This window comes from Ramlibacter montanisoli (genome assembly GCF_013087525.1).
Classification (GTDB): domain Bacteria; phylum Pseudomonadota; class Gammaproteobacteria; order Burkholderiales; family Burkholderiaceae_C; genus Ramlibacter; species Ramlibacter montanisoli.
In genome coordinates, this window is record NZ_JABFCS010000001.1 from 97,241 (window position 1) to 119,513 (window position 22,273).

At 69.1% G+C, this 22,273-nt stretch carries 16 protein-coding genes and 8 pseudogenes; 14 read left to right on the forward strand and 10 right to left on the reverse strand.

Features of this window, described 5'->3' with window-relative positions; genetic code table 11:
* Window positions 1–8: 8 nt before the first annotated feature.
* A complete protein-coding gene (locus HK415_RS00510; protein ID WP_171556378.1) occupies window positions 9–557 on the reverse strand; it encodes an acyloxyacyl hydrolase in 549 nt (182 codons plus the stop codon).
* A 274-nt stretch (window positions 558–831) separates the two neighbouring features.
* Here HK415_RS00510 and HK415_RS25815 point away from each other — a divergent pair, with 274 nt between their 5' ends.
* The 3 genes from HK415_RS25815 (at window position 832) to HK415_RS00525 (ending at window position 3,191) form a co-directional block, all read left to right on the forward strand.
* On the forward strand, window positions 832–1,293 hold the full coding sequence (locus HK415_RS25815; protein WP_290427338.1) for a glycine zipper 2TM domain-containing protein: 462 nt from the start codon (window positions 832–834) through the stop codon (window positions 1,291–1,293).
* A 288-nt stretch (window positions 1,294–1,581) separates the two neighbouring features.
* A complete protein-coding gene (locus HK415_RS00520; protein ID WP_171556379.1) occupies window positions 1,582–2,355 on the forward strand; it encodes a PAS domain S-box protein in 774 nt (257 codons plus the stop codon).
* Window positions 2,304–3,191: a sensor histidine kinase gene (locus tag HK415_RS00525; RefSeq protein WP_171556380.1), complete on the forward strand. Its 888-nt coding sequence runs from the start codon at window positions 2,304–2,306 to the stop codon at window positions 3,189–3,191. Before HK415_RS00520 ends, HK415_RS00525 begins: the two co-directional genes overlap by 52 nt.
* Before the next feature lie 142 nt (window positions 3,192–3,333).
* Here the strand turns inward: HK415_RS00525 and HK415_RS00530 are convergent.
* Window positions 3,334–4,029, reverse strand: a pseudogene (locus HK415_RS00530) (alpha/beta fold hydrolase); the annotation flags it as partial.
* Between HK415_RS00530 and HK415_RS24180 the strand changes: the two are divergent.
* Window positions 3,967–4,707: a DUF4148 domain-containing protein gene (locus HK415_RS24180; RefSeq protein ID WP_253261708.1), complete on the forward strand. Its 741-nt coding sequence runs from the start codon at window positions 3,967–3,969 to the stop codon at window positions 4,705–4,707. The pseudogene HK415_RS00530 and the gene HK415_RS24180 overlap by 63 nt on opposite strands.
* Window positions 4,708–4,771: 64 nt before the next feature.
* Here HK415_RS24180 and HK415_RS00540 read toward each other — a convergent pair whose 3' ends face one another.
* From HK415_RS00540 to HK415_RS24190, 3 genes and pseudogenes are all read right to left on the reverse strand, one after another.
* A complete protein-coding gene (locus HK415_RS00540; protein WP_171556382.1) occupies window positions 4,772–5,038 on the reverse strand; it encodes a hypothetical protein in 267 nt (88 codons plus the stop codon).
* 125 nt (window positions 5,039–5,163) lie between these two features.
* On the reverse strand, window positions 5,164–5,733 hold the full coding sequence (locus HK415_RS24185; protein WP_309246799.1) for a sensor histidine kinase: 570 nt from the start codon (window positions 5,731–5,733) through the stop codon (window positions 5,164–5,166).
* Window positions 5,734–5,982: 249 nt separating this feature from the next.
* A pseudogene (locus HK415_RS24190) lies at window positions 5,983–6,708 on the reverse strand (GAF domain-containing protein); the annotation flags it as partial.
* Between the two features lie 184 nt (window positions 6,709–6,892).
* On the opposite strand from HK415_RS24190, the gene HK415_RS24195 reads away from it, so the two are divergent.
* Window positions 6,893–8,869: a hypothetical protein gene (locus tag HK415_RS24195; RefSeq protein WP_253261709.1), complete on the forward strand. Its 1,977-nt coding sequence runs from the start codon at window positions 6,893–6,895 to the stop codon at window positions 8,867–8,869.
* Window positions 8,870–9,304: 435 nt separating this feature from the next.
* On the opposite strand, the pseudogene HK415_RS26085 reads toward HK415_RS24195, so the two are convergent.
* The 3 genes and pseudogenes from HK415_RS26085 to HK415_RS24210 all read right to left on the reverse strand — a co-directional run.
* A pseudogene (locus tag HK415_RS26085) lies at window positions 9,305–9,532 on the reverse strand (ATP-binding protein); the annotation flags it as partial.
* Window positions 9,533–9,546: 14 nt separating this feature from the next.
* Window positions 9,547–10,056: pseudogene (locus HK415_RS24205) on the reverse strand (AAA family ATPase); the annotation flags it as partial.
* Window positions 9,969–10,751 (reverse strand): serine/threonine protein kinase, encoded by a 783-nt coding sequence (locus HK415_RS24210; RefSeq protein WP_253261710.1) that lies wholly within the window; start codon window positions 10,749–10,751, stop codon window positions 9,969–9,971. The pseudogene HK415_RS24205 and the gene HK415_RS24210, both read right to left, overlap by 88 nt.
* Before the next feature lie 285 nt (window positions 10,752–11,036).
* Here HK415_RS24210 and HK415_RS00550 point away from each other — a divergent pair, with 285 nt between their 5' ends.
* The gene (locus HK415_RS00550) at window positions 11,037–11,381 is read left to right on the forward strand and encodes a response regulator transcription factor (protein WP_309246527.1); all 345 of its coding nucleotides are present in this window, start codon (window positions 11,037–11,039) and stop codon (window positions 11,379–11,381) included.
* Between the two features lie 31 nt (window positions 11,382–11,412).
* On the opposite strand, the pseudogene HK415_RS26755 reads toward HK415_RS00550, so the two are convergent.
* Window positions 11,413–12,383: pseudogene (locus HK415_RS26755) on the reverse strand (Bug family tripartite tricarboxylate transporter substrate binding protein).
* A 594-nt stretch (window positions 12,384–12,977) separates the two neighbouring features.
* On the opposite strand from HK415_RS26755, the gene HK415_RS00565 reads away from it, so the two are divergent.
* The 5 genes and pseudogenes from HK415_RS00565 (at window position 12,978) to HK415_RS00590 (ending at window position 17,606) form a co-directional block, all read left to right on the forward strand.
* Window positions 12,978–13,361, forward strand: a complete 384-nt coding sequence (locus tag HK415_RS00565; protein WP_216369698.1) for a cytochrome P460 family protein — start codon at window positions 12,978–12,980, stop codon at window positions 13,359–13,361.
* Window positions 13,362–13,395: 34 nt separating this feature from the next.
* Window positions 13,396–14,295, forward strand: a pseudogene (gene msrA, locus HK415_RS27390) (peptide-methionine (S)-S-oxide reductase MsrA); the annotation flags it as partial.
* Window positions 14,296–14,382: 87 nt separating this feature from the next.
* Window positions 14,383–15,485: pseudogene (locus tag HK415_RS24220) on the forward strand (alkene reductase).
* A gap of 37 nt (window positions 15,486–15,522) precedes the next feature.
* On the forward strand, window positions 15,523–16,476 hold the full coding sequence (locus tag HK415_RS00585; protein ID WP_171556388.1) for an enoyl-CoA hydratase/isomerase family protein: 954 nt from the start codon (window positions 15,523–15,525) through the stop codon (window positions 16,474–16,476).
* Window positions 16,477–16,592: 116 nt separating this feature from the next.
* The gene (locus HK415_RS00590; RefSeq protein WP_171556389.1) at window positions 16,593–17,606 is read left to right on the forward strand and encodes a rhodanese-like domain-containing protein; all 1,014 of its coding nucleotides are present in this window, start codon (window positions 16,593–16,595) and stop codon (window positions 17,604–17,606) included.
* On the opposite strand, the gene HK415_RS00595 is transcribed toward HK415_RS00590, so the two are convergent.
* A complete protein-coding gene (locus tag HK415_RS00595; protein ID WP_171556390.1) occupies window positions 17,551–18,861 on the reverse strand; it encodes an MFS family transporter in 1,311 nt (436 codons plus the stop codon). The genes HK415_RS00590 and HK415_RS00595 overlap by 56 nt on opposite strands.
* Before the next feature lie 239 nt (window positions 18,862–19,100).
* Between HK415_RS00595 and HK415_RS00600 the strand changes: the two genes are divergently transcribed.
* The 3 genes and pseudogenes from HK415_RS00600 (at window position 19,101) to HK415_RS00610 (ending at window position 22,271) form a co-directional block, all read left to right on the forward strand.
* Entirely contained in the window at window positions 19,101–19,649 is a 549-nt protein-coding gene (locus HK415_RS00600) for an NADH-quinone oxidoreductase subunit NuoE family protein (RefSeq protein ID WP_171556391.1), read from the forward strand.
* Window positions 19,646–20,990: pseudogene (gene nuoF, locus HK415_RS00605) on the forward strand (NADH-quinone oxidoreductase subunit NuoF). The gene HK415_RS00600 and the pseudogene nuoF overlap by 4 nt, the downstream one beginning before the upstream one ends.
* 51 nt (window positions 20,991–21,041) lie before the next feature.
* Entirely contained in the window at window positions 21,042–22,271 is a 1,230-nt protein-coding gene (locus HK415_RS00610) for an efflux RND transporter periplasmic adaptor subunit (protein WP_171556392.1), read from the forward strand.
* Window positions 22,272–22,273: the final 2 nt, after the last annotated feature.

Here is a 22,273-nt window from a genome sequence, read left to right on the forward strand (position 1 = left end):
ATCCACCGCTAGAACGCAAGCGCGAAGCGCAGTTGCACGCTGTTCATCCCAGGGTTGGGCTTGCGCAGCCCCGCATTGGACTGGTGCACCAGGCGAAGGCTGAGCTCGTATCGCTGGAGGGGCCCGACCAGGGCGCCGATCGCGACGGTGTCGTGGAAATTCCATCGCGTCGAGGCATCCGGTGCCGGATCGTGGAGGTAGCTCACGCCAATCCCGCCTTCGACGAACAAGGGAGCAAGGACTGTTTGCCAGGTGTGGCGAACCAGCGGTACCAGCACCAGCTGCCCGGTGCGCCATCGACCGTCCCTGTCTGTTGGCAGCGACCAGCGCGTCACGTGCGCCTCGAGTCTCGAGCTGAACCTGCCGACAGGCGTCGCTCCTCCCCAAGGGAGGCGCCAGCCGAGGCCCACAGAGGCGAGGGACCCGCCGCGGTGTGCCATGCCGCCCTCCACGAATACCCATTCAGGAAAGGGAAGGGCCGTGGATGCGGACGCAGCGGTCGCCGCGCCGAGCGCAAGCGCGGCGAGGCAGGCCTTCAGAGGCCGCACCGGATTCATGCTTGCCATTGCAGCACCGGGTGAGAGGGACGCTCGAATTCTTCACGTGGGAATCCCAGGGGCATCCGACCTTGGGATGTCTGCTGCCTATGACCTTGGGCCAGCCTGGAGCCATGCGTGGGCCCAGGCGCTCGCGGCGTAATCCGTGATCCGACCAAGGCTGGAGAGTTTCGCCCGCCATCCGCCGGTTCCCCGCGTGCCGGGCCTTCCTAACCTGTCCATGGGCGTCGTGGGAGACGCACCCTTCCGATCCACCGTCCCGAGCCAACCTGTCATGAAACTGTTCATGCCCATGCCCCGCACCTTGCTGGCCTGCGTCGGCATCGCCCTCCTGGTGTCCGCTTGCGGCACCTTGTCGGAGCCGCATCAGCGCGTGCAGCAGGCTCCCGCGCGTGCCGTCGATGCCAGTCACGGCGTCGTCCGAAGCGTGGAGGTCGTCGACGCACCGGGCTGGCCGAATGGCGCAGGCGCCGTGGCGGGCGGGGTGGTGGGCGGGCTGCTCGGAAACCAGATCGGTTCCGGCGGTGGCCGCGCTGCCGCGACCATCGCGGGCGCGGTGGGTGGCGCCTTCCTGGGCAACAGCGTCCAGAAGCGACACCCCAACCAGGCACGCATCTATCGCGTGGTCGTGTTGTTCGACAGTGGAGTCACGCAGACCTTCGAATATCGCGAGCTGGACGGGCTGAAGGTGGGGGATCGGGTGCGATTGTCGAATGGCGTGCTGGGTCGCGGCTGACCAGCGCTCCTGCTGCGACCGGACGCAGTCCCGGGAAGCCCGGAGGCGTTCCCCCGACCGGAAGGGCCTTGAGCAATCAAGGCCTTTCGTCTCTCGCGTGCGGGAACACCGTTCCCCGAGCTGCAAGCGCGCTATCCGCCTGGGCACTTGACCCGTCGCCCTGCGGCCCCTACTGTGCGGGTTGTCGCGCCATCCCTTCCGGGATACAGGCGTCAGAGCTCCTGCCTTGGCGAAGGAAATCTCGGGCGGGTCGTCGAGTCTTCCGAGACGCTTCAGCGAGGGCTGCCCGTGAATCCAGGTGCTCCAGAGATCACGATTCCATCCGACATCCTGCAGAAATGGCAGCGGATCGTCGACCTCCTGGCGAACATCGTCCACGTTCCTTCGGCAGTGGTGACCAAGCTCGAACCGCCGCATTGCACGTACTACAGGATCGTCGCCTCCAGCCATTCGGAAGGAAACCCCTTTCCGAACGACGACACCTTCTCGATGGATATCGGGACCTTCTGTGAAACGGTCATCAAGAGCCGCGAGCCGCTCCTCGTCGAGAACGCCATGGAAGACGCCCAATGGAAGTCTGCTCCCGAAACCCGCGTGGGCATGGTGTCCTATCTCGGATTTCCCGTGCGCTGGCCCGACGGACGCATGTTCGGAACGATTTGCGTCCTCGACGACAAGGCGAATCACTACAGCGACGCCTACCAGGAACTCCTGTCGCATTGCCGCGATGTGCTGGAAGGCGATCTCCAGACGCTCGCCCGCCTGGGCGACGAGCTGGAGGAAGAACGAGCGCATCTCCGTGAGCTGTTCGCCCGGGTTCCCGAGGCCGTCGTCATGGTCGATCGCGACTGCAGCATCACGCGGGTCAACCCGGAGTTCACGAAGATCTTCGGGTACACGGCGGAAGAAGCCATCGGCCGGAAGGTCAACGAAATCATTGCACCGGACGGTCTCCAGGAAGAGGTCGAGGGGATCATGTCCCGCATGGTGCAGCCGGGGACGTATTCGGCGTGGAAACCGTCCGCGCACGCAAGGATGGCGCACGGGTGCCCGTGCTCCTGATCTGCGTCCCGGTGTCGTCCGATGGTGCGGGATACCTGATCTATCGGGATCTTGCGGAGACGAAGCGCCTCCAGAACGAGCAGCGCCGGTACCACGAAATCCAGCTGGAACTCGCAAACGTCAACCGCATTGCCACCCTTGGGCAGCTTTCCGCGTCGATTGCCCACGAGCTGAACCAGCCGCTGACCGGGATCATCATCAACTGCGGTGCGTCACTGCGAATGCTGGCGAGCATGCCACCGAATCTCGATGCCGTGCAGGATGCCGTGCGCCGCACCATGCGGGATGGCCAGCGGGCCTCCGAGGTGATCACGCGCTTGCGCGCCTTGTTCAGCAAGAAGGAGCCGGAACTCGAGCCGGTCGACCTGAACGAGGCGACGCGCGACGTGATCGCGCTTTCGCACGGCGAGTTCGAGAACAGCCGGGTGGTGGTGCGAACCGAGTTTGCTGCCGACCTTCCGCTTGTCACGGCGGACCGCATCCAGCTCCAGCAGGTCATCCTGAACCTGCTGCGAAATGCGATGGACGCCATGAGCACCGTGGTCGATCGTCCCAAGGACTTGCTGATCAGGAGCGAACTGGCGGAGGACGGGTGCGTGCGCTTGAGCGTGAAGGACGCGGGGGTCGGTTTCGATCCGAACGCCATGGCGAAACTGTTCGAGGCCTTCTACAGCACGAAAACGGACGGGATGGGAGTGGGACTGGCAGTGAGCCGCTACATCGTCGAGAACCATCACGGCCGCATGTGGGCAAGCTTGAATGATGGCCCCGGCGCCACGTTTTCGTTCTCCATCCCGTTCCGGAGAGGGGCGGATATCCCGGGGGCGCTGCGTTAGCCCACGGACCCGGCTCACTCGCGGAACGACCGCCGGACCTCGTCGACCGCGAGGTCCGGCCTCTGCAGGTGCGGATAGTGTCCGACCCCGGAAGCAGCACCAGTTCCAGGCCCGCCTTGGCCGCGAATTCCACGCCCATCTCCTTGTTGATGTAGAAGTCCCGCTCTCCCCACACGACCTGGACGGGCGTCTTCAATCTGGCCAGCTGCGATTCGAGGAATCGCTGGTCGGCGCTGAAATGCGCGTAGTAGTGGGCGAAGGCATCCGCCGAGGTGATCCCGTTCCGACTCCAGCCGGCGAGCATGTCGTCCTTGAGCTCCTGCGGGATGTCGAATTGCTCTTCCGTCGCAAAGCCCCTGCGATAGGAGTTCGCCAGGATGTCGTCGCGCGTCCGGTTCATCGCCGCGCGCGTGGACTCCGATGCGTGCGGCTCCTTGAGGCTTTGCAGCAGGGGGTGCATGTGGCGCGGCCGGTCGAACGGCGCGAAGTCGCCGACGATGATGCGCCGGGCGATCGTCGGCTCCTGAAGCGCGAGCAGCAGCGCCGGCAGGGAACCGATGTCGGTCGCATAGATGGTGAGCCGGGAGGTGTCGATCCGTGCGTGCTCGATGTACGCTTTCAGCACACGCGCGTAATCCCGCGGGGCGTACGAGAACTGTCCGGGCGGCGGCCGGGACGAGAGCCCGTATCCCGGCCAGTCGAAGGCATGCACCTCGTGCTCCCCGCCGAGCTCGAGGGCGATGCCCTTCCAGGCGTAAAGCGTTTCCGGGAAACCATGCAGGAAGAGCACGGTGCCCCGGGCGAGCGGGTTGCGGACGATCATTCGTCGCAGCCCCATCTCCGAAGCGATCTCGATGGTTTCGATCGCCACTTGCGGTTCCTGCGCGGGGGAAGCGGCAGCGGCACCGTCCAGGAGCGCCGTCGCGGCGAGCAGGGGCGCGAGACGCCGCCGAATCATCGATGTCCACATGTCTGGTACTCCGGGCATTGTTGTCTGACTTGCAACGCCGTCTTGCCGCGGCGCGCGCTTGTTCGTGGGAACCGGGCCGCACATGTGCAGCACCGGAGTTCATCTCCACCGACGCGAAAGGAAATCACCGTGAACCGCACCTCCATCGTCCTCGCCGGCCTTTTGTCCCTCGCCGGCTTCGCCGCCCACGCCGAATCGCCCGATCCGAGCGGCCAGTTCGCCCACACCATCCGTTCCGGGAAGACGCGCGCCCAGGTGCTCGCGGAGCTGAAGGAAGCGCAGCGCACCGGTGACATCCTGGTCGCCGGCGAAGGCGGCGCGGCGTACGAGCGCAATCCAGGGGCCTTCCCCGCACGCGTCCACGTAGCTGGCAAGACGCGTGAGCAGGTCCGCGCGGAAACGCTGCAGGCGCTGCGCGACGGCGACGTGGCCTATGGAGAGGCCGGCCTCGCCCGCCGCGAAGTCTTCCCGCACCGCTACATGGCCGGCGGCGGCGCACCGATGCAACGGTCCGCCATCGTGCTGCAACGCTGGACGCAACGCTGAAGCGGACCGCTCGCGGTGACCCATCGAAGCGTCGCCGCGGCAGCTGTCCTGGGGCGCCTGCACTTCAGCGGGTGAAGGTCATCGTGACGCGGCCGTGTGTGGCCGGGGACGGATCCCGCCGCAGTCCCAGCTTGCGGCGCAGCGTGTCCTGGTATTCCCAGTCCGCCGCGCAGTCGCTGTCGCAGAACAGGCGGACGCCGACGTCGGCGCCGCCGCAGTTGTGGCAATAGCCCGCGGGCTTCAGCACCACGCCGTGCTGCGGCTGCGCGGCGAGGGCCTGGCTCAGGTGGCCCTGCTCGGCATAGAAGGCGAGGTCTGCTTCATCGGCCATGGCTGCTCCTGTCGGTGTGTGATGCGCATGACACCAGACGCTCGCTCGCGCGTCGATTGCACGAAGGTGTTGCCCTTCTTACGGCATATGCGGGCACCCGACCATGGCCCGGCGCCGCGCAGCCGTCAGGCCTGCGCGGCAGGGCTGCCGGCGGCCGGCAGCGTGAAATGGAAGAAGGTTCCGCGCGGAGCGGCGGCACCTGCCCACAGCTTGCCCCCGTGGGCTTCGACGATGGAGCGGCAGATCGAGAGTCCCACGCCCAGGCCCTCGGGCTTGGTGGTGTAGAACGCATCGAAGACACGGGCCAGGTGGGAAGCCTCCAGCGTGGGCCCGCTGTCCCGCACGGCGACCAGGATGGCGTCGGCCCCTGCATGGCTGGTGCCGACCCACAGCTCGCGCGGTCCTTCGCCCGCGCCGAGCATGGCCTCCATGGCATTCACGATCAGGTTCAACAGGACCTGCTGCAACTGCACCCGGTCGCCCACCACCGGCGGCAGGCCATCGGCGAACCCGGTGTGCACCAGCACGCGGCTCTTGGCCGCCTCGCCCTTGGTCAGCTCGATCACCTCACGGACGGCGCCGTTGACGTCGACGAGGTCCTTGCGCGGCGGCGCCTTGCGCACCAGCGCGCGGGTGCGGTCGATGACTTCGCGCGCGCGCGTGCCGTCGCGCACGATGCGCTCCAGCACCTGCACGGCGCCGGCGACGTTGGGCGGTTCGGCCTTGAGCCTGCGCAGCGCGGTGTCGGCGTTGGTGATCACGCCCACCACCGGCTGGCTGACCTCGTGGGCGATCGAGGCGGTCAGCTGCCCCATGGTCGCCACGCGGCTGGCGTGCGCCAGCGCCGACTCCACCTCGCGGTAGCGCCGCTCGTTCTCGCGCGCCTCGGCTTCCGCCCGCTTGCGCTCGCTCAGGTCGATCACGAAGGCGAGGCCGTCGACGCGTCGTTCGTCGAATGCGGCCAGGCCCATGAGCACCGGTACGCGGCTGCCGTCCCTGGCGATGTATTCCTTCTCGAAGGGGGCGACACTGCCGGTCGCCTGCACCTGCGCCATGGTCAGGGCATCGCGCTCGCGCCACTCCGGCGGCGACAGGGTATCGCGGGTCACGCGGCCGGCGGCGAGGTCCGCGCGTTCGTAGCCCACCATGCGCAGGAAGGCGTCGTTCGCGTCGACCAGCACGGGCACCTTGCGGGTGCCCCTGGTGACCACCTTCCAGAGGTAGGTGCCGATGATGTTGGCGTCCACCAGGCGCCGGATCCTGGCTTCCCGCTCGACCAGGTCGCGATAGAGCCGGGCGTTCTCCAGCGCGATCGCCGCCTGCGAGGCGAGCAACTTCAGCACGCCGGTGCGCCCGGGCATGAACACGCCAGGCGCCAGGTTGTTCTCCAGGTACAGCACGCCACTGAGTTTTGCCTGCGTCAGCAGCGGGAGGCAGAAGATGGACCGCGCCTTGTGCTGCACGATGTAGGGATCGGTGGCGAACGATGGCTGCGCCACGGCGTCGTCGAGGATCAGGGGCTCCAGGGTGCGCAGCACGTACAGGAGGACGGACCGCGGCAGGGTCGCATCGTCCACCGGCGTGTCGCGCAGATCCACCGCGACCGCATCGCCCTCCACGACGGCGACCGCCTCGACGCGCGGTTCGGCCTCGTCCGGCACGACCAGCACCCCGCGCTGCGCGCGCCTGCTGGATGGCGGTGCGGATCAGCGTGCCCAGCAGCTTGTCCAGCATGATTTCGCTGGAGATCGCCCGCGACACGTTGACCACGGTGGCCAGGTCCAGGTTGTCGACCGGCACGCCGATGGTGCCGGCCGGCGGCGGCAGGGGCGACAGCGCGTTCGCCAGGTGGGGGTGCATGCCCTCGAGCTGCCGCACCTTGCCGTCCGCTCCCCAGCGCAGGTAGCTGTTGCGCGCCTTCAGCAGGTGCATCTCCGCCTGGTCTCCGAAGCCCTGCGCGGCGTGGAACGCGGCGGCAAGCTGGTGCGCGAGTGCCTCGACGTGGGTGAAGCCGCTGGCGCGGGCCGACCGGATCGCGCGTTCGTACAGCCGCATCGCCTGCAGTTCCTGGCCCGAGAGGCGCGCGATCTCCGCGCCGACCAGCGCCGCGCAGCCCTCGACGTTGTCGGGGCAGTTCGCGGCCCACTCCAGCAGCTGGCGATGGTGCGCGGCGGCCTCGGCCAGGTGCGATGCGCGCTCGTCGGCCGGCGCCGCGTCGCAGCAGGCGAGGTGGGAGAGGGCGCCGAAGAACCGGTACTCCATCGGCTCGGTGGTGCTCAGGTTCAGCGGCAACAGCTCCCGCAGCCTGGCGACCGCCAGGAGCCCCGCGGCATGGTCGCCGGCGAAGTAGCGTGCCTTCAGCTTGGTGGTCCAGTACATGAACTGCACCATCCCGGACCTGCCGGAGTAACGGCTCTCCATCTGCGCCTCGTCGAAGTCCGCGTCGTCCAGGCTGCCGAAGCGCGGCGTCAGCCCGCGCAGCATGCGCGCCAATGCCACGTTGGCGCGCAGCAGGTCGGTGAAGGACTCGAACTTCACCGCCCGCCCGAACACCACGCCTTCCTCGGCCTCGCGCTGGATGACGGCGAGCGGGTCGCCCGCGGCGAACCGGTTGGCGCTCATGCCCTTGGCGCAGATCGTGGCGTAGTACAGGTAGCCGCTGTCGCACGCATCGCGGAAGGCGACGTTGATCAGGTCGCGTCCGGCGCGGTAGTGCCGCGTCCAGGGCATCACCATGTTGCCCAGGAGGAAGTAGACCACCGCACGGAAGCGGGCCAGTCCGCGCCGGTCCACCAGGTCGCGCCCGAGCTGCCCGAGGTCATGCGCGCCGCGGTAGTCGCCGAACAGGCGGCCGGCGACGATGCCGAGGCGCACGTAGAAGGCGGGCGAGGCATCGCTGTTGCCGCTGGCCAGGATCAGCCGCACCGTGCGGCACACCAGCAGCGCGAACAGCGGCACGTTGATGAAGAACGCCGGCACGGTGAGCTTGCTCAGCACGTCCAGGGTGGCCACCGCGTCCGCATCCGTCATCAGCGGCAGTTCCAGCAGTTCGTCGCGCGAGCGCGTGGACAGCAGCGCGCGCGTGCGCTCGTACTCGCCGCGCACGTCCTCGTCGGTCGGGTGCTCGGGCCACTCCATCCCGAGTTCGCGCAGGAAGGCCAGGCCGCTCGCGATCGCGCGCTCGCCCTGGTCCAGCGTCGTGTACATGTCGACCTGCAGGCACGCGACCCGCGAGCGATCGGGAGTGCCGCGGGCGCGTTCGGAGACCGCGGCCAGCAGGTCTTCCGCCTCGCCGGGTGCGTCGGTGAGGAAGGCGCATTCCGCGCTTTGCAGCTGCAGCCGGAAGGCCAGCGCGGGGCTGTGCTCCCAGCAGCCCTCGTCCAGCAGCGCGGCCCCGGCGGCGAGGTAGCGGCGCGCGGAAGCATAGGCCGTGGACGACTTGGCGCGTTCGGCCGCCAGCAGGTTCAGTTGCGCCACCCGTTCGCGCTCGTCGCTCGCGACGATCAGGTGGGTGCTGCGGTTGAACTGGTTCACGATGTCGAAGATGATCTCGGCGCGCTCCGCCGCGGGTGTGTTCGCGGTGAGCATGCGGCCGATGCGCAGGTGCTTTTCCGCCCGCTCGTGCTGCGGGATCAGCGAATAGGTGGCTTCCTGCACGCGGTCGTGGTGGAAGGCGTAGGCCGTGTCGGAGCGCACGACCAGCCCGGAGCGCACGGCCTCCCACAGCTGCGCATGCACCTGCTCGATCGGCGCTTCGCAGATGGTCGCCAGCAGGTCGAAGCGCGCGCTGTGGCCGATGCATGCCAGCAGCTGCAGCGTGCGCAGCGTTAGCGCGGGCAGCCGATTGAGCTTGACGACCATCAGGTCGACGACGTTGTCGGTGTAGCGCTTCGCCTGGATCTGCTCCAGGCTCCACGACCAGCTCGCGCCGACGTGGTCGAAGCGGACCAGTCCCTCGTCCACGAGTGCGTGCAGGAACTGCACCACGAACAGCGGGTTGCCCCCGGTCTTCTCGCGCACCAGGCGCGCCAGCGGGCCCGCCTGCTCCGGTGCGCAGCGCAGGGACTCGCCGATGAGCTGCGCCATGTCCGCATCCGACAGCGGCGCCAGCACGATCTCCCGCACGCCGGCGCCCGATCGCCTGATCGCCTCCAGCTTGCGCGCCAGCGGGTGCGCGGGGCCGACCTCGTTGTCGCGGTAGGCGCCGATCAGCAGCAGGTGCCCCGGCTCGTGCTGCGCCAGCAGGTCCTGGAGGAGGTCGAGCGTGGACGCATCCAGCCACTGCAGGTCATCGAGGAACAGGCAGAGCGGATGCTCCGCGGTGGCGAACACGCCCACGAAGCGCCGGAACACCAGCTGGAACGAGCGGTGCGCGTCCTGCGGGGGCAGGCGGGGTCCGGGGACTGCCTGCCGATGACGAGTTCCAGTTGCGGGATGAGGTCGACCATCAGCTGCCCGTTGGGGCCGAGCGCATCGCGCATCGCCCTCTGCCACTCCAGCAGTTCGGACTCCGTCTTGCTCAGGAGCTGGTCGATCAGGCCGTGGAAGGCCTGCGCCAGGCTCGCATACGGGATGTCGCGCTTGTGCTGGTCGAACTTGCCGGAGGCAAAGAGCCAGCGCCGCGGCACGACGGCCTTGTGCAGTTCGTTGACGATGGAGGACTTGCCGATGCCCGAATAGCCCGAGACGAGCACCAGTTGCGGCTGCCCGTGCGCGTGCACGGCATGGCAGGCGTCGAGCAGCACCCCCACCTCGCGCGAGCGTCCGTACAGCTTCTCCGGGATCAGCAGGCGCTCGGGGAGGTCGTTCGCGCCGAGGGTGAACTCGCCGATCGAACCGCGCGTTTCCCATTCCGCCAGGCAGCGCCGCAAGTCGTGCTCCACGCCGCTTGCGGTCTGGTAGCGCTCCTCGGCCGTCTTGGCGAGCAGCTTCATCGCGACCTGCGAGAGCGGCGCGGGCACGCCGGCCAGCAGCTCTTCCGGGGAACCGGTGTCCGCGCGATGTGGCAATGGATCCATTCCATCGGGTCGGCCGCGGTGAACGGCAGCGTGCCCGTGAGCATGCGGTAGTAGATGACGCCCAGCGCATAGAGGTCGCTGCGCGAATCGATGGAGCGGTTCATCCGACCGGTCTGCTCCGGCGCCATGTAGGCGAGGGTGCCGGCGATGAACTCCGGCGGTGTCGGGGCCTGCTGTTCCCGCGGCAGCCGCGAGGCCAGGGCCAGCCCCGTCAGCCGCACCTGCCCGGCGGCGTCCACCAGCAGGTGCACCGGCTTCAGGTCCTTGTGGACCAGTCCCTGCCGGTGAAAGCCGGCGAGCGCGGAGGCGATGGCGATCGCCACCCGCAGGAAGCGGCCGGTCTCCATCGGCCCATCGAGCTCGCGTTCCAGCGGCTCGCCGCCCGTGTCTTCCAGGACCAGCATGGGGCGGTCCTCGTCGTGCACGAGTTCCAGCGGCAACGCGGCCCAGGCCGGGTCGAGGAGTTCGCGCAAGCCGTACTCATGCGCGAGCCGGTCGACGCTGGCGCGCGCGGGCCGCTCGGCCGTCAGGCGCACCGTGAGCACGCTGCGCGACATGCCATCGGCGCCGATGCGCGCTTCACGGCACAGCGCGCGCTCGCCGTCCTCGCACAGCACCTGCAGCCTGTCCTCCTCCACGCGAGCACTGGCGCCGGCGACGTGCATCGCGGCAGGGATCCCCGAGAGCTGTGTCATGGGTGCGGGTAGGCCAGGGTGTCATCTCCTCCACGAGCCGGCGGACGGGAGCGGGGTCCTCACCGGGGGAGAGGATGCGCCCTGGCCATCGGACTGTCCACCCCTACCTTGGTATCGACCACGACAAGGCGCCGCGCACGGGATGCTCCTGACCGACCGACACCAAGGTATGGTTTACGCCGCCTTCGAACTGCGGCAAGCTCTCCCTTGATTTCGACAGGGAACGTGATGCACGGTGGTGGCAGCGGAACTCACTGGGCAGGCGCGGCGCGGCCGCTGGTCTGCGTGGTGGACGACGACAGTTCGGTCCGCGAAGCGCTGCCCGACCTGCTGGAGGTGTTCGGCTTCGCCTCCGAGGCGTTCGCCTCGGCGGAGGAATTCCTGGCAGCCCGGCCGCCGCCCGACGCGCAGGCATTGATCCTGGACGTCGCGATGCCCGGCATGACGGGCCCCGAGTTGTTCGCCGAGTTGAAACGCCGGGGCAGCGTCATCCCCGTCATCTTCATCACGGCGCAGGCCGATCCCGCGCTGCAGCCACGGCTGCTCGCGCAGGGCGCGGCCAGTTGCCTGTTCAAGCCTTTCAGCGAGGTCGCCCTGTTCGCGGCGGTCGAGTCCGCTCTGGAGCACTGAAGGCGTCCGCGCGATCCGCGGATGGCGGACGTCAGTTGAAGGAGATGCCGCCGATGTCCCTCAACACCTGGCTCCAGCGCTGGCGGTCGCGCTGCACGATCACGGCGAAGCTTTCGCCGCTGGTGCCGGTCGCATCGAAGCCGATGGCCGCCAGCTCCGCCTTCATTGCGTCCGAGCGCAAGGCGCGCGACAGGTCGTCGGCCAGCCGGCTCGCCATCGTCCTGGGCAGCGTGCCCGGGGCGAAGATCCCGACCCAGCTGATGTAGCCATCGAGCGCCGGCAGCCCCTGCTGGCCGAAGGTGGGAACATCGGGCAGGGACGCATGGCGCGCGCTGCCCGTGATCGCCAGCGCGCGCAGCCGACCGTTCAGGAAGGGCCTCGCCGTGCCGAGGTCGCTCACGACCGCGGTCACCTGGCCCCCAGCAGGTCGGTGATGGCGGGTACGGTGCCCCTGTACGGCACATGCAGCATCTTCACGCCCGCCGCCGCGTTGACGCTTTCGCCGATCACGTGGGTCACCGAGCCGTTTCCGAACGAGCCGAAGGACACGCTTGCGGGTTGGTCGCGCGCGCGCTGGAGCAGGGCCTTCAGGTCGCCCGCGGGATCGTTCTCGCGCACCAGCAGCACGAAGGGCGTGGTGCCGATCTGGACCAGCGGTGTCAGGTCCCGGTCCTGGTCGTACGGCAGCTTGGGAAACACGTGCGGCACGATGGTGAAGGTGGAAGCGGCGGAGACGAGCAGCGGCACGCTGCCGGGCGGCGCCTTGGCCACGTAGTCGGCTGCGATGGTGCCGCCCGCACCAACCTTGTTTTCGATCACCGGCACCTGCCCCCAGCCGGCGGCCATCAGGGGGCCGAGCTTGCGCGCGATCACGTCCAGGGAACCACCGGGCGGCAGGCTGACCACCAGGCGTACCGGCGGCAGCGCGTCCGGCTGCGCAAGGACAGGCTGCGCCGCCCCCGCAAGCAGCAATGCGCAGAGCAGGGAGCTGTACAGGGCCATGGGGCATCACTCGGGTGAGGCTGCATGCTAGCGCCGATCACGCCGCCGGCACGAATACATGAGGCCCCGCCGGGGGCACTCCTGCCACCAAGGCCATAGCGGCGGCACACGCCGAAGTCCGATGCGTCCGGCGAGCCGTGCCGCCAGACTGCTCCTGAACAGTAGCGCACGCGGTGCGCCCTGCCCGCCGCTTCATCGTCCCCTGGAATGCGCATGCTGCCCGATCCTCACCGCCACCCGGACCTCGCCAGGCTGTTCGCGCCGTGGCACGCGCGTGGTTCCCGGACGCTCGCCCGCGAGTGGCCGATGGATTACGAATGGCCGCCGCGCGGGCGGAACGACTACGCCTGCGGCGGCCCGATGTCACTCCCCGCCTGAGGCGGGACACCTGGAGAGTCTTCATGCGTACGAACAAGTCGAGCCTGCTGGGTGCGGTCGCCGTGCTCGCCCTGGTCCTGCTGGCGTGGGCACTGTCCACGGGTACCGCGTCGGCGGACCGGAAGGCCGTGGTCGATGCCAGGGGCAACATGAAAGTGCCCGAGGGCTATCGCACGTCCTACGAGTACCTCGGCACGTGGGCCGTGGCCGCGGACGATGGCAAGGGCTCCAAGCGAGCTGCACACGGTCTACGCCTCTCCGGGGACGATCGCCGCCTACCGCTCCACGGGCAAGTTCCCGAACCAGACCGTGCTGGTCAAGGAGGTCTTCGAAACGAAGACCGCGTCGCTCACGACGGGGACCGTCAACCATGCCGCGGCGGAGTCGCTCAAGGGCTGGTTCCTGATGGTCAAGGACGAGCGGGCGCAGTTCCCGGACAACAAGCTCTGGGGCGAGGGCTGGGGCTGGGCCTGGTTCGACGCCGGCGCACCCGGAAAGTCCACCTCCACCGACTACAAGTCCGATTGCCTCGCCTGCCATGTGCCGGCGAAGCAGACGGACTGGCTCTACGTGCAGGGCTATCCGCCGCTGCGGCGCTGACCCTGCCACCACCCCACCGACACAGGAGATCGAAATGCCCAAGTACGGCAAGGACCCCGAGGCGATCCGCAGGTTGACGCCGGAGCAGTTCCGCATCACGCAGCAGGCCGGCACCGAGATGCCGGGCTCCGGCGAATACGTGCACAACGAGGAGCCCGGGATCTACGTCGACGTGGTGTCCGGCGAGCCCTTGTTCGCCTCCACCGACAAGTACGACTCCGGCTCCGGCTGGCCGAGCTTCACCAGGCCGATCGAGCCCGCGTACGTGAACGAACTGCGCGACGCCAGCCACGGCATGGTCCGCACCGAGGTGCGGTCCACGCACGGCGACAGCCATCTCGGGCACGTGTTCCCCGACGGCCACGCGACCGCGGCGGCCTGCGCTACTGCATCAACTCGGCGTCGCTGCGGTTCATCCACCGCGACGAAATGGAAGCCGAGGGCTACGGCGCCTACCTGGACCAGGTGGAGGCATCCAATGGCTGAAGAACGCGCCTTGCTGGCCGGCGGCTGCTTCTGGGGCGTGCAGCACCTGCTCCACAGGACCGAGGGCATCGTCTCCACGCGGGTCGGATACTCGGGCGGCAACACCCAGAACGCCACGTACCGGCACCACGGCTTCCACGCCGAGGCGGTGGAGATCTTCTTCGACCCGGAGCGCATCAGCTTCCGCCGGATCCTCGAGTTCTTCTTCCAGATCCACGATCCGACCACGCGCAATCGCCAGGGCAACGACGTCGGAACCAGCTATCGCTCGGCCATCTTCTACACCAGCGAGGAACAGAAGCGCGTGGCCCAGGACACGATCGCGGACGTCGAGGCCTCGGGCCTGTGGCCCGGCAAGGTGGTGACGGAAGTGGCGCCGGCCGGCGAGTTCTGGGAAGCCGAACCCGAGCACCAGGACTACCTGCTCAAGCATCCCGACGGCTACAACTGCCATTTCGTGCGGCCCGACTGGAAACTCCCGAGACGCGCCGGGTCCCCGCGGCCCGCGCATGAACGCTCCCCACCTGGACCCGCAATGAAAAACCTGTTCGATCCCCTGCAGGTGGGCAAGCTGCGCCTGCCCAACCGCATCGTCATGGCCCCGCTCACGCGCAACCGCGCGCCCGGTGCCATCCCCACCGCGCTGATGGCGGAGTACTACGCCCAGCGCGCCTCCGCCGGCCTCATCATCAGCGAGGCCACCTCCATCACGCACCAGGGCCAGGGCTACGCCGACGTGCCGGGCGTCTACGGCACCGAACAGCTCGATGGCTGGAAGCACGTGACGCAGGCCGTGCACGCCCGCGGCGGCCGCATCTTCTGCCAGCTCTTTCACGTGGGCCGCATCTCGCACGTCGAACTGCAGCCGGAGGGCCGCGCGCCGGTGGCGCCCTCGGCGATCGCCGCGAAGGCCAAGACCTACCTGATCCGGGACGGCGCCGGCAGTTTCGTTGCGACGTCGGAGCCGCGCGCGCTGGATGCCGCGGAAATCCCCGGCATCGTGCGCGACTTCCGCCATGCGGCGCGCAACGCGATCGGCGCCGGCTTCGACGGCGTGGAAGTGCACGGGGCCAACGGCTACCTGCTGGACCAGTTCCTCAAGACCGGGGCCAACCAGCGGCGCGACGACCACGGCGGCTCCATCGGAAACCGCGCGCGCTTCCTGCTGGAAGTGATGCGCGAGGTGTGCGAGGAGGTCGGCTCCGACCGCGTCGGGCTGCGGCTGTCGCCGGTGGCCACGGCCAACGACCTCGTCGACGAGGACGCGCAGCCGCTGTTCGACCATGTCGCCAGGCAGCTGGCCCCGCTGGGCCTCGCCTACCTGCACCTGGTCGAGGGTTCCCCCGGCGGGCCGCGCGAGGTGGAAGGCACGCCTTCGACTACGAGGCGATGCGGCGCGCCTGGCGCGATGCGGGTGCCACCGGCGCCTGGATGGTGAACAACGGCTACGACAAGGCGCTGGCCGCACAGGCGCTGGCGCAGGGCGCGGACCTGGTGACCTTCGGCCGGCCTTTCATCGCCAACCCGGACCTGGTAGAGAGATTGCGCCAGGACGCGCCGCTCAACGCCGTGGACTTCTCGACGCTGTACGGCGGCGGAGCGAGCGGGTACACGGACTACCCCGCCCTGTCCGCCTGACCCGCCCCCTCGCCCCCAACCGAACAGGACCTTTGCCATGAAAATGAAACTCGCCCTTCCTGCGCTCGTCGCCGCCCTTCTCGCGATCACGGCGCCTGCGCACGCGCAGGGGTCCTCCGCTGCGCCGGAGCCGGCCAAGCGCCGCTCGGCCACGGACGCGCAGGACCAGGTGCGTCTGACGCGCGTCACGGCGGAGTATTGGCGCGTCACCTTCCACAACCCTCCGTTCAACATCTACGGCCCGAACACGATGCCGCAGCTGAACAAGGTGGTGACGGCGATGGAGACCGACCCGCACGTGAAGGTGGTGGTCTTCGACAGCGACGTCCCGGGCTTCTTCCTGACGCACTACGACTTCGTGCCGCCGCTGACCGACACCACCCGCCTGCCGCCGGGGCCCACCGGGCTGCCGCAGCTGCCCGACATGCTGGTGCGGCTCAGCAAGGCGCCCGTGGTGTCGATCGCGTCGATCCGCGGGCGCGCCACCGGCGTCGGCAGCGAGCTGGCGCTGGCCGCCGACATGCGCTTCGCCAGCCGCGAGAAGGCCATGCTCTCGCAGTTCGAGATCGGTGCCGGCTTCGTGCCCGGCGGCGGCCCCATGGCGCGCCTGCCGCGACTGATGGGACGCGGCCGTGCGCTGGAAGTGCTGATGACGGGCAGCTACGTCGACGGCGAACTCGCCGAGCGCTACGGCTACGTCAATCGCGCGCTGCCCGACGCCCGTCTCGACGGCTTCGTCGACACCCTGGCGCGCCGCATCGCCGGCTTCGACAAGCAGGCGATCGCCGACATCAAGCGGCTGGTCGATGCCAGCAGCCTGCCGACCAACGATCAGATGGCAGCCGAGTGGGAAGCCTTCCTGGCATCCGTGCAGCGCCCGGCCGCGCAGCAGCGCATCGGCAAGCTGATGGAGCAGGGACTGCAGATCAACCCCGACCTCGAGAAGCGCCTGGACGACTACACGGGCAGGCTGGGCGGGCGCTCGAAGTGATGGACCCAGGCGCCGCCGCAGCCGGCAAGTGAGCAGCCCGGCCGGCGCTGCAATCCCGTGACGGGAGTGGGGAACGCGCACTCCCGATAATCTGTGGACCCAAGGAGCCGCCGACCATGACCGATGCCGCCCTCCTGTTCCATCACTACGGCGTGCTGGGCATCGTGCTCATCGTGTTCGCCAAGCGGATGGGCGTGCCCGTGCCCGCCATGCCCTTCCTCCTGCTGGCCGGCGCGCGGGGAGCGGACACCGCCTTCGCCCTGCATGCGGTGCTCGGCGCCTGCGCCGCCGCGGTGGCGGCCGACGGTGCGTGGTTCATCGCGGGCCGCCGCTTCGGGCGCGGCATGCTCGCGCTGGTGTGCAGGATCTCGATCGCGCCCGACACCTGCATCCGCAGGAGCGAGGTCTCCTTTGCGCGGCGCGGCGCCGCGACCGTGCTGCTGGCCAAGTTCATTCCCGGCGTCGCCGGCCTGGCGCCCCCGCTGGCGGGAGCCCTCGGCATGTCGGCCGTGCGATTCACGGGGCTCAACTCCGCGGGCACGCTGCTGTGGGTCGGCGGCGGGGTCGCCGCCGGCATGCTGCTGCACCGGCAGGTCATGCAGGTCGTCACGGCCTTGCAGGACCTGGGGAGCCTGGCGCTGCCGGTCGTGGTCGTCGCCGTCGGTGCCTACCTCGGGTGGTTGTCCCTGCGCCGCCGCATGATGACGCGCGCCGCCACGCGAACGCCGCGGATCGCGCCGCAGCAGGTGGCGGAGAAGATGGCCCGCGGAGAGCGCCTGCTGCTCGTGGACGTGCGCGGCCCGGAACCGGCCCTGGAGCAGAGGATCCCGGGAGCCGTTCACGCCTTCCTCGACGACCAGGTGGATGCATCCATCCCCGCGGACGCGGGCGTGCAGCTGGTGGTCTATTGCGACTGCCCGAGCGACGTCTCCGCCGCGCGCGTGGCCACGCGGCTGCGCAAGCGGGGCCTGCGGCCGCTCGTGCTCGCGGGCGGATTCCCCGCCTGGCAGGCTGCGGGCCTGCCGGTGGAACCCGCGCCGCACGCGGCGCCTGCGGCTGGAGCGCAGGCCATCGTCACGCATCCTGCCGCAGGTACGCCGCCTGTTCGGGAAGCCGCAGGCTCACCATGAACACGACGGCCATCATGGCCGTCACGTACCAGTAGAACGCCGACTCGTGTCCCGCGGACTTCAGTCCGAGCGCCACGTACTCCGCCGACCCGCCGAAGATCGCATTGGCGATCGCATAGGAGAGCCCCACGCCGAGGGCGCGGACGTTCGCCGGGAACAGTTCGGCCTTGACGATGCCGCTGATGGACGTGTAGAGGCTCACGATGGTCAGCGCCGCCAGGATTAACGCGGCCTGCGCGTACGGGCTGTCCACCGATTCGAGCGCGCTGAAGATGGGGACGGTCGCCAGGGTCCCGAGGGCGCCGAACAGCAGCATGCTCCTGCGCCGGCCGATGCGGTCGGACAGCGCGCCGAAGAGCGGCTGCATGCACATGTAGAGGAACAGGCAGGCGGTCATGACGCCGCTGGCGGCCTTGATCGAGAGGCCCGCGGAGTTGACCAGGTACTTCTGCATGTAGGTGGTGAACGTGTAGAAGATCAAGGAGCCGCCGGCGGTGTACCCGAGCACCGTGAGGAACGCCGAGCGGTGCCGCCCCAGCAGCTCCCTGACCTGCCCCGCGTTGCCGGCACCGCGTGATTCCGCCGTGGACGTCTCGTGCAGCGTGCGCCGCAACACGAGGGCCACGACCGCGCCCACGGCCCCGATGAAGAAGGGGATGCGCCATCCCCAGCGCCGCAGCTCGCCGTCGTCCAGCAGCTGTTGCAGGACGACGATCACCAGCACGGCGGCGAGCTGGCCGCCGATCAGCGTGACGTACTGGAAGGAGGAGTAGAAGCCGCGCCGGCCGCTCAGCGCCACCTCGCTCATGTAGGTGGCGGTGGTGCCGTATTCGCCGCCGACCGACAGGCCCTGCAGCAGCCGGGCGACCAGCAGCAGGCCGGGAGCCCATGCGCCGATGGCGGCGTACGAGGGCAGGCAGGCGATCATGAGCGAGCCGCCGCACATCAGCAGCACCGAGATCAGCATGGAGGCCTTGCGGCCGCGCCGGTCGGCGATGCGGCCGAACAGCCAGCCGCCGATGGGGCGCATGAGGAATCCGGCGGCGAACACTCCCGCGGTCATCAGCAGCTGCGCGGTCGGATCCGACGCCGGAAAGAAGACGGGCGCGAAGTAGATGGCGCAGAACGCGTACACGTAGAAGTCGAACCATTCGACCAGGTTGCCCGAGGATGCCGCGACGATGGCGGTGATGCGCTTGCGCTTCTCCGCGGCAGAGTAGGCGGGGATGGGGTGGTCGGCGGCGACGGGGCTCATCTCCTGCCTCCGCTTCGGGCAATGGTCGTCATGGGGCGCTCCTGTCCTGGTGGGGAAAGGCCTCCATCAGAGTCAAAGGCGCGCGCCGAATCCATCGGACCTTGGTGTCGGTCGGCCTCGGTGCCAGGTGCGACTCGTTCTTCCGGCGGGTGGGCGGGCATGCCGTCGTCGCATTGTCCGGAGATGCCGCGGATGCGAACGTGCAGCGCGGTGGCCCTTGCCACCGGGAAGGCCGCGCCATGACACCGGACACGATGAACGCCCGCTTCGCCCGCGAAGTCGCCAAGTACCCCGCCGACCAGAAGCAGTCCGCCGTGATGGCCTGCCTGGCGATCGTGCAGCAGGAGCAGGGCTTCGTCAGCAAGGACAGCGAGAACGAGATCGCCGCCTGCCTCGGCATGGCCCCCATTGCGGTGCACGAGGTCACGACCTTCTACAACATGTACAACCAGCAGAAGGTCGGCAAGTACAAGCTGAACGTCTGCACCAACCTGCCGTGCCAGCTGCGTGACGGCATGAAGGCGCTGCAGCACCTGGAGATGCGCCTGGGCATCGGGATGGGCGAGTCCACGCCCGACGGCCTGTTCACGCTGCAGCAAAGCGAGTGCCTGGGCGCCTGCGCCGACTCGCCGGTACTGCTGGTGAACGACCGCACCATGTGCAGCTTCATGAGCACCGACAAGCTCGACCAGATGATCGACGGCCTGCGCAAGGCGGAGGGCGTGTCGACCGCCGCACGGCCGCCCGAAGGCGGTGCTGCCGCAGTGCGCCGCACGGAGGCTTCATGATGCTCGCCGAACAGGTCCTCTCGCAGTTCCAGGCCACCGGCGTCCAGACCTGCTTCCACGGCCGCCACATCAACCCGCAGATCTATGCGGGCCTGGACGGCACCAACTGGCGCATCAAGGACTACGAGGCGCGCGACGGCTACAAGGCGCTGCGCAAGATCCTGTCCGAGGGCCTCACGCAGGACCAGGTGATCGCCACCGTCAAGGAAAGCGCGCTGCGCGGCCGCGGCGGCGCCGGCTTCCCCACGGGCCTGAAGTGGAGCTTCATGCCGCGCCAGTTCCCCGGCCAGAAGTACCTGGTGTGCAACTCCGACGAGGGCGAGCCGGGCACCTTCAAGGACCGCGACATCCTGATGTTCAACCCCACATCGTCGTCGAGGGGATGATCATCGCCGCCTACGCGATGGGAATCACCGTGGGCTACAACTACATCCACGGCGAGATCTTCAGCGCCTACGAGCGCTTCGAGGACGCGCTGGAAGAGGCGCGTGCCGCCGGCTACCTGGGCGACCGGATCCTGGGTTCGAAGTTCAGCTTCCAGCTGCACGCGCACCATGGCTTCGGCGCCTACGTCTGCGGCGAAGAGACGGCCATGCTGGAATCGCTGGAAGGCAAGAAGGGCCAGCCGCGCTTCAAGCCGCCGTTCCCGGCCAGCTTCGGCCTGTACGGCAGGCCGACCACGGTCAACAACACCGAGACCCTCGCGGCCGTGCCCTGGATCATCCGCAACGGCGGCCAGGCCTACCTCGAATGCGGCAGGCCGAACAACGGCGGCACCAAGATCTTCTCGATGTCGGGCGACGTGGAACTCCCCGGCAACTACGAAGTCCCGCTCGGCACGCCGTTCGGCAAGCTGCTGGAGCTGGCAGGCGGGGTGCGCGGCGGGCGCAGGCTCAAGGCGGTCATTCCGGGCGGGGCGTCCTCGCCGGTGCTGCCCGCGGACGCGATCAGGGACTGCCCGATGGACTACGACGCCCTCGCCAAGGCCGGCTCGATGATGGGATCGGCGGCCGTGATCGTGCTGGACGAGACGCGCGACATGGTGGAGAGCCTGCTGCGCCTGTCCTACTTCTACATGCACGAGTCCTGCGGCCAGTGCACGCCGTGCCGCGAAGGCACCGGCTGGCTGTGGCGCGTGCTGGCCCGCATCCACGCCGGACGCGGCCGGCCGGGGACCTCGACCTGCTGCAGTCGGTCGCGCAGAACGTCCAGGGCCGGACCATCTGCGCGCTCGGGGACTCCGCCGCGATCCCGGTGCGGGCGATGCTGAGGCACTTCCCGCACGAGTTCGCGGCGCGGCTGCCTGCATCCACCTTTGGTATCGGCCCTACCAAGGTGTGATGGTCCGCGGCCGCGCCCTGTTGTGAACTCGATCGATCAAAGGAGATACCGATGTCAATCTTGCAAGCGGCCTTCCGGCGCGGCGCGTTCAGGATGGGCCTTGCGCTCACGACCCTCGCCGCCATTGCCGTCGCGGTCTTCATCGCGACGTCGGAGGGCGACGTGACCGCCTCCGAGCGGCCTGCGCCCCCGCCGGCGGTACCGGTGTCGGTCGCGACGGTCGTGCAGGCGGAAGTCGCCGCCTGGGACGAGTTCTCCGGCCGGCTCGAGGCCGTCGAGCAGGTGGACGTGCGTTCCCGCGTCTCGGGCGCGGTGCAGAGCGTCCATTTCCGCGAAGGCGCCCTGGTGCGTGCCGGCGACCTGCTGGTCACCATCGACCCGGCGCCCTACGCGGCGGAGGTGGAGAGGGCGCAGGCGCAGGTGGCCGCCGCCGACGCGCGCCTCATGAACCGGCGCAGCGAGCAGCAGCGCGCCGAGCGCCTCTGGCGGGAGGACGCCATCGCGCAACGGGAGCTGGACGAGCGCAACGACGGCATGCACGAGGCGGAAGCCAACCTGCGTGCCGCCCAGGCGGCGCTGACGTCCGCGCGCCTGAACCTGGGCTACACCCAGGTGCGCGCACCGATCGCCGGGCGCATCGGCAAGTTCGAGGTGACCGCGGGCAACCTGGTGGCGGCCGGCCCGGGCGCGCCCGTGCTCACCACGCTCGTCTCCGTGCACCCGATCTATGCGAGCTTCGACGCCGACGAGCAGGTCATCGTGCGGGCGCTGCGCGACGTCCCGGGCGTCGATGGCGACCGGACACAGATCGACCGGATCCCGGTGCGCATGGGCACCGTGGTCACCGACGGAACACCCCACGAAGGCCGGCTGCAGCTCATCGACAACAAGGTCGACACCCGCAGCGGCACGGTGCGCGTGCGCGCCCGCTTCGACAATCCCCAGGGCGTGCTCATTCCCGGCCAGTTCGCCCGCATCCACCTGGGCAAGGCGAAGGCGAGCCGGGCGCTGCTGGTCTCGGAACGCGCGGTGGGGACGGACCAGGACAAGAAATTCGTGCTGGTCGTCGGAGCCGACGACAAGGTGGCCTACCGCGAGGTGACGCTCGGCGCCGCCGTCGACGGCCTGCGCATCGTCACCAGGGGCCTGAAGGCGGACGAACGCATCGTCGTCAACGGCGTGCAGCGCGTGCGCCCCGGCACGCTGGTGCAGCCGCAGCAGGTGCCGATGGAGGCGCAGGCGGGTGCGGCCGAGCGCACGGCCGCGGCCCAGCGGTCCTGAGA

Coding starts and splice junctions, on each gene's coding strand:
- HK415_RS24210 (WP_253261710.1), bottom strand. CDS start 10,751: ATGACACAGCTCTCGGGGATCCCTGCCGCGATGCACGTCGCCGGCGCC.
- HK415_RS00585 (WP_171556388.1), top strand. CDS start 15,523: ATGAAAATGAAACTCGCCCTTCCTGCGCTCGTCGCCGCCCTTCTCGCG.
- HK415_RS00600 (WP_171556391.1), top strand. CDS start 19,101: ATGACACCGGACACGATGAACGCCCGCTTCGCCCGCGAAGTCGCCAAG.
- HK415_RS00610 (WP_171556392.1), top strand. CDS start 21,042: ATGTCAATCTTGCAAGCGGCCTTCCGGCGCGGCGCGTTCAGGATGGGC.
- HK415_RS00590 (WP_171556389.1), top strand. CDS start 16,593: ATGACCGATGCCGCCCTCCTGTTCCATCACTACGGCGTGCTGGGCATC.
- HK415_RS00510 (WP_171556378.1), bottom strand. CDS start 557: ATGAATCCGGTGCGGCCTCTGAAGGCCTGCCTCGCCGCGCTTGCGCTC.
- HK415_RS00540 (WP_171556382.1), bottom strand. CDS start 5,038: ATGGCCGATGAAGCAGACCTCGCCTTCTATGCCGAGCAGGGCCACCTG.
- HK415_RS25815 (WP_290427338.1), top strand. CDS start 832: ATGAAACTGTTCATGCCCATGCCCCGCACCTTGCTGGCCTGCGTCGGC.
- HK415_RS00595 (WP_171556390.1), bottom strand. CDS start 18,861: ATGAGCCCCGTCGCCGCCGACCACCCCATCCCCGCCTACTCTGCCGCG.
- HK415_RS00565 (WP_216369698.1), top strand. CDS start 12,978: ATGGCAAGGGCTCCAAGCGAGCTGCACACGGTCTACGCCTCTCCGGGG.
- HK415_RS24180 (WP_253261708.1), top strand. CDS start 3,967: ATGCAGGAAGAGCACGGTGCCCCGGGCGAGCGGGTTGCGGACGATCAT.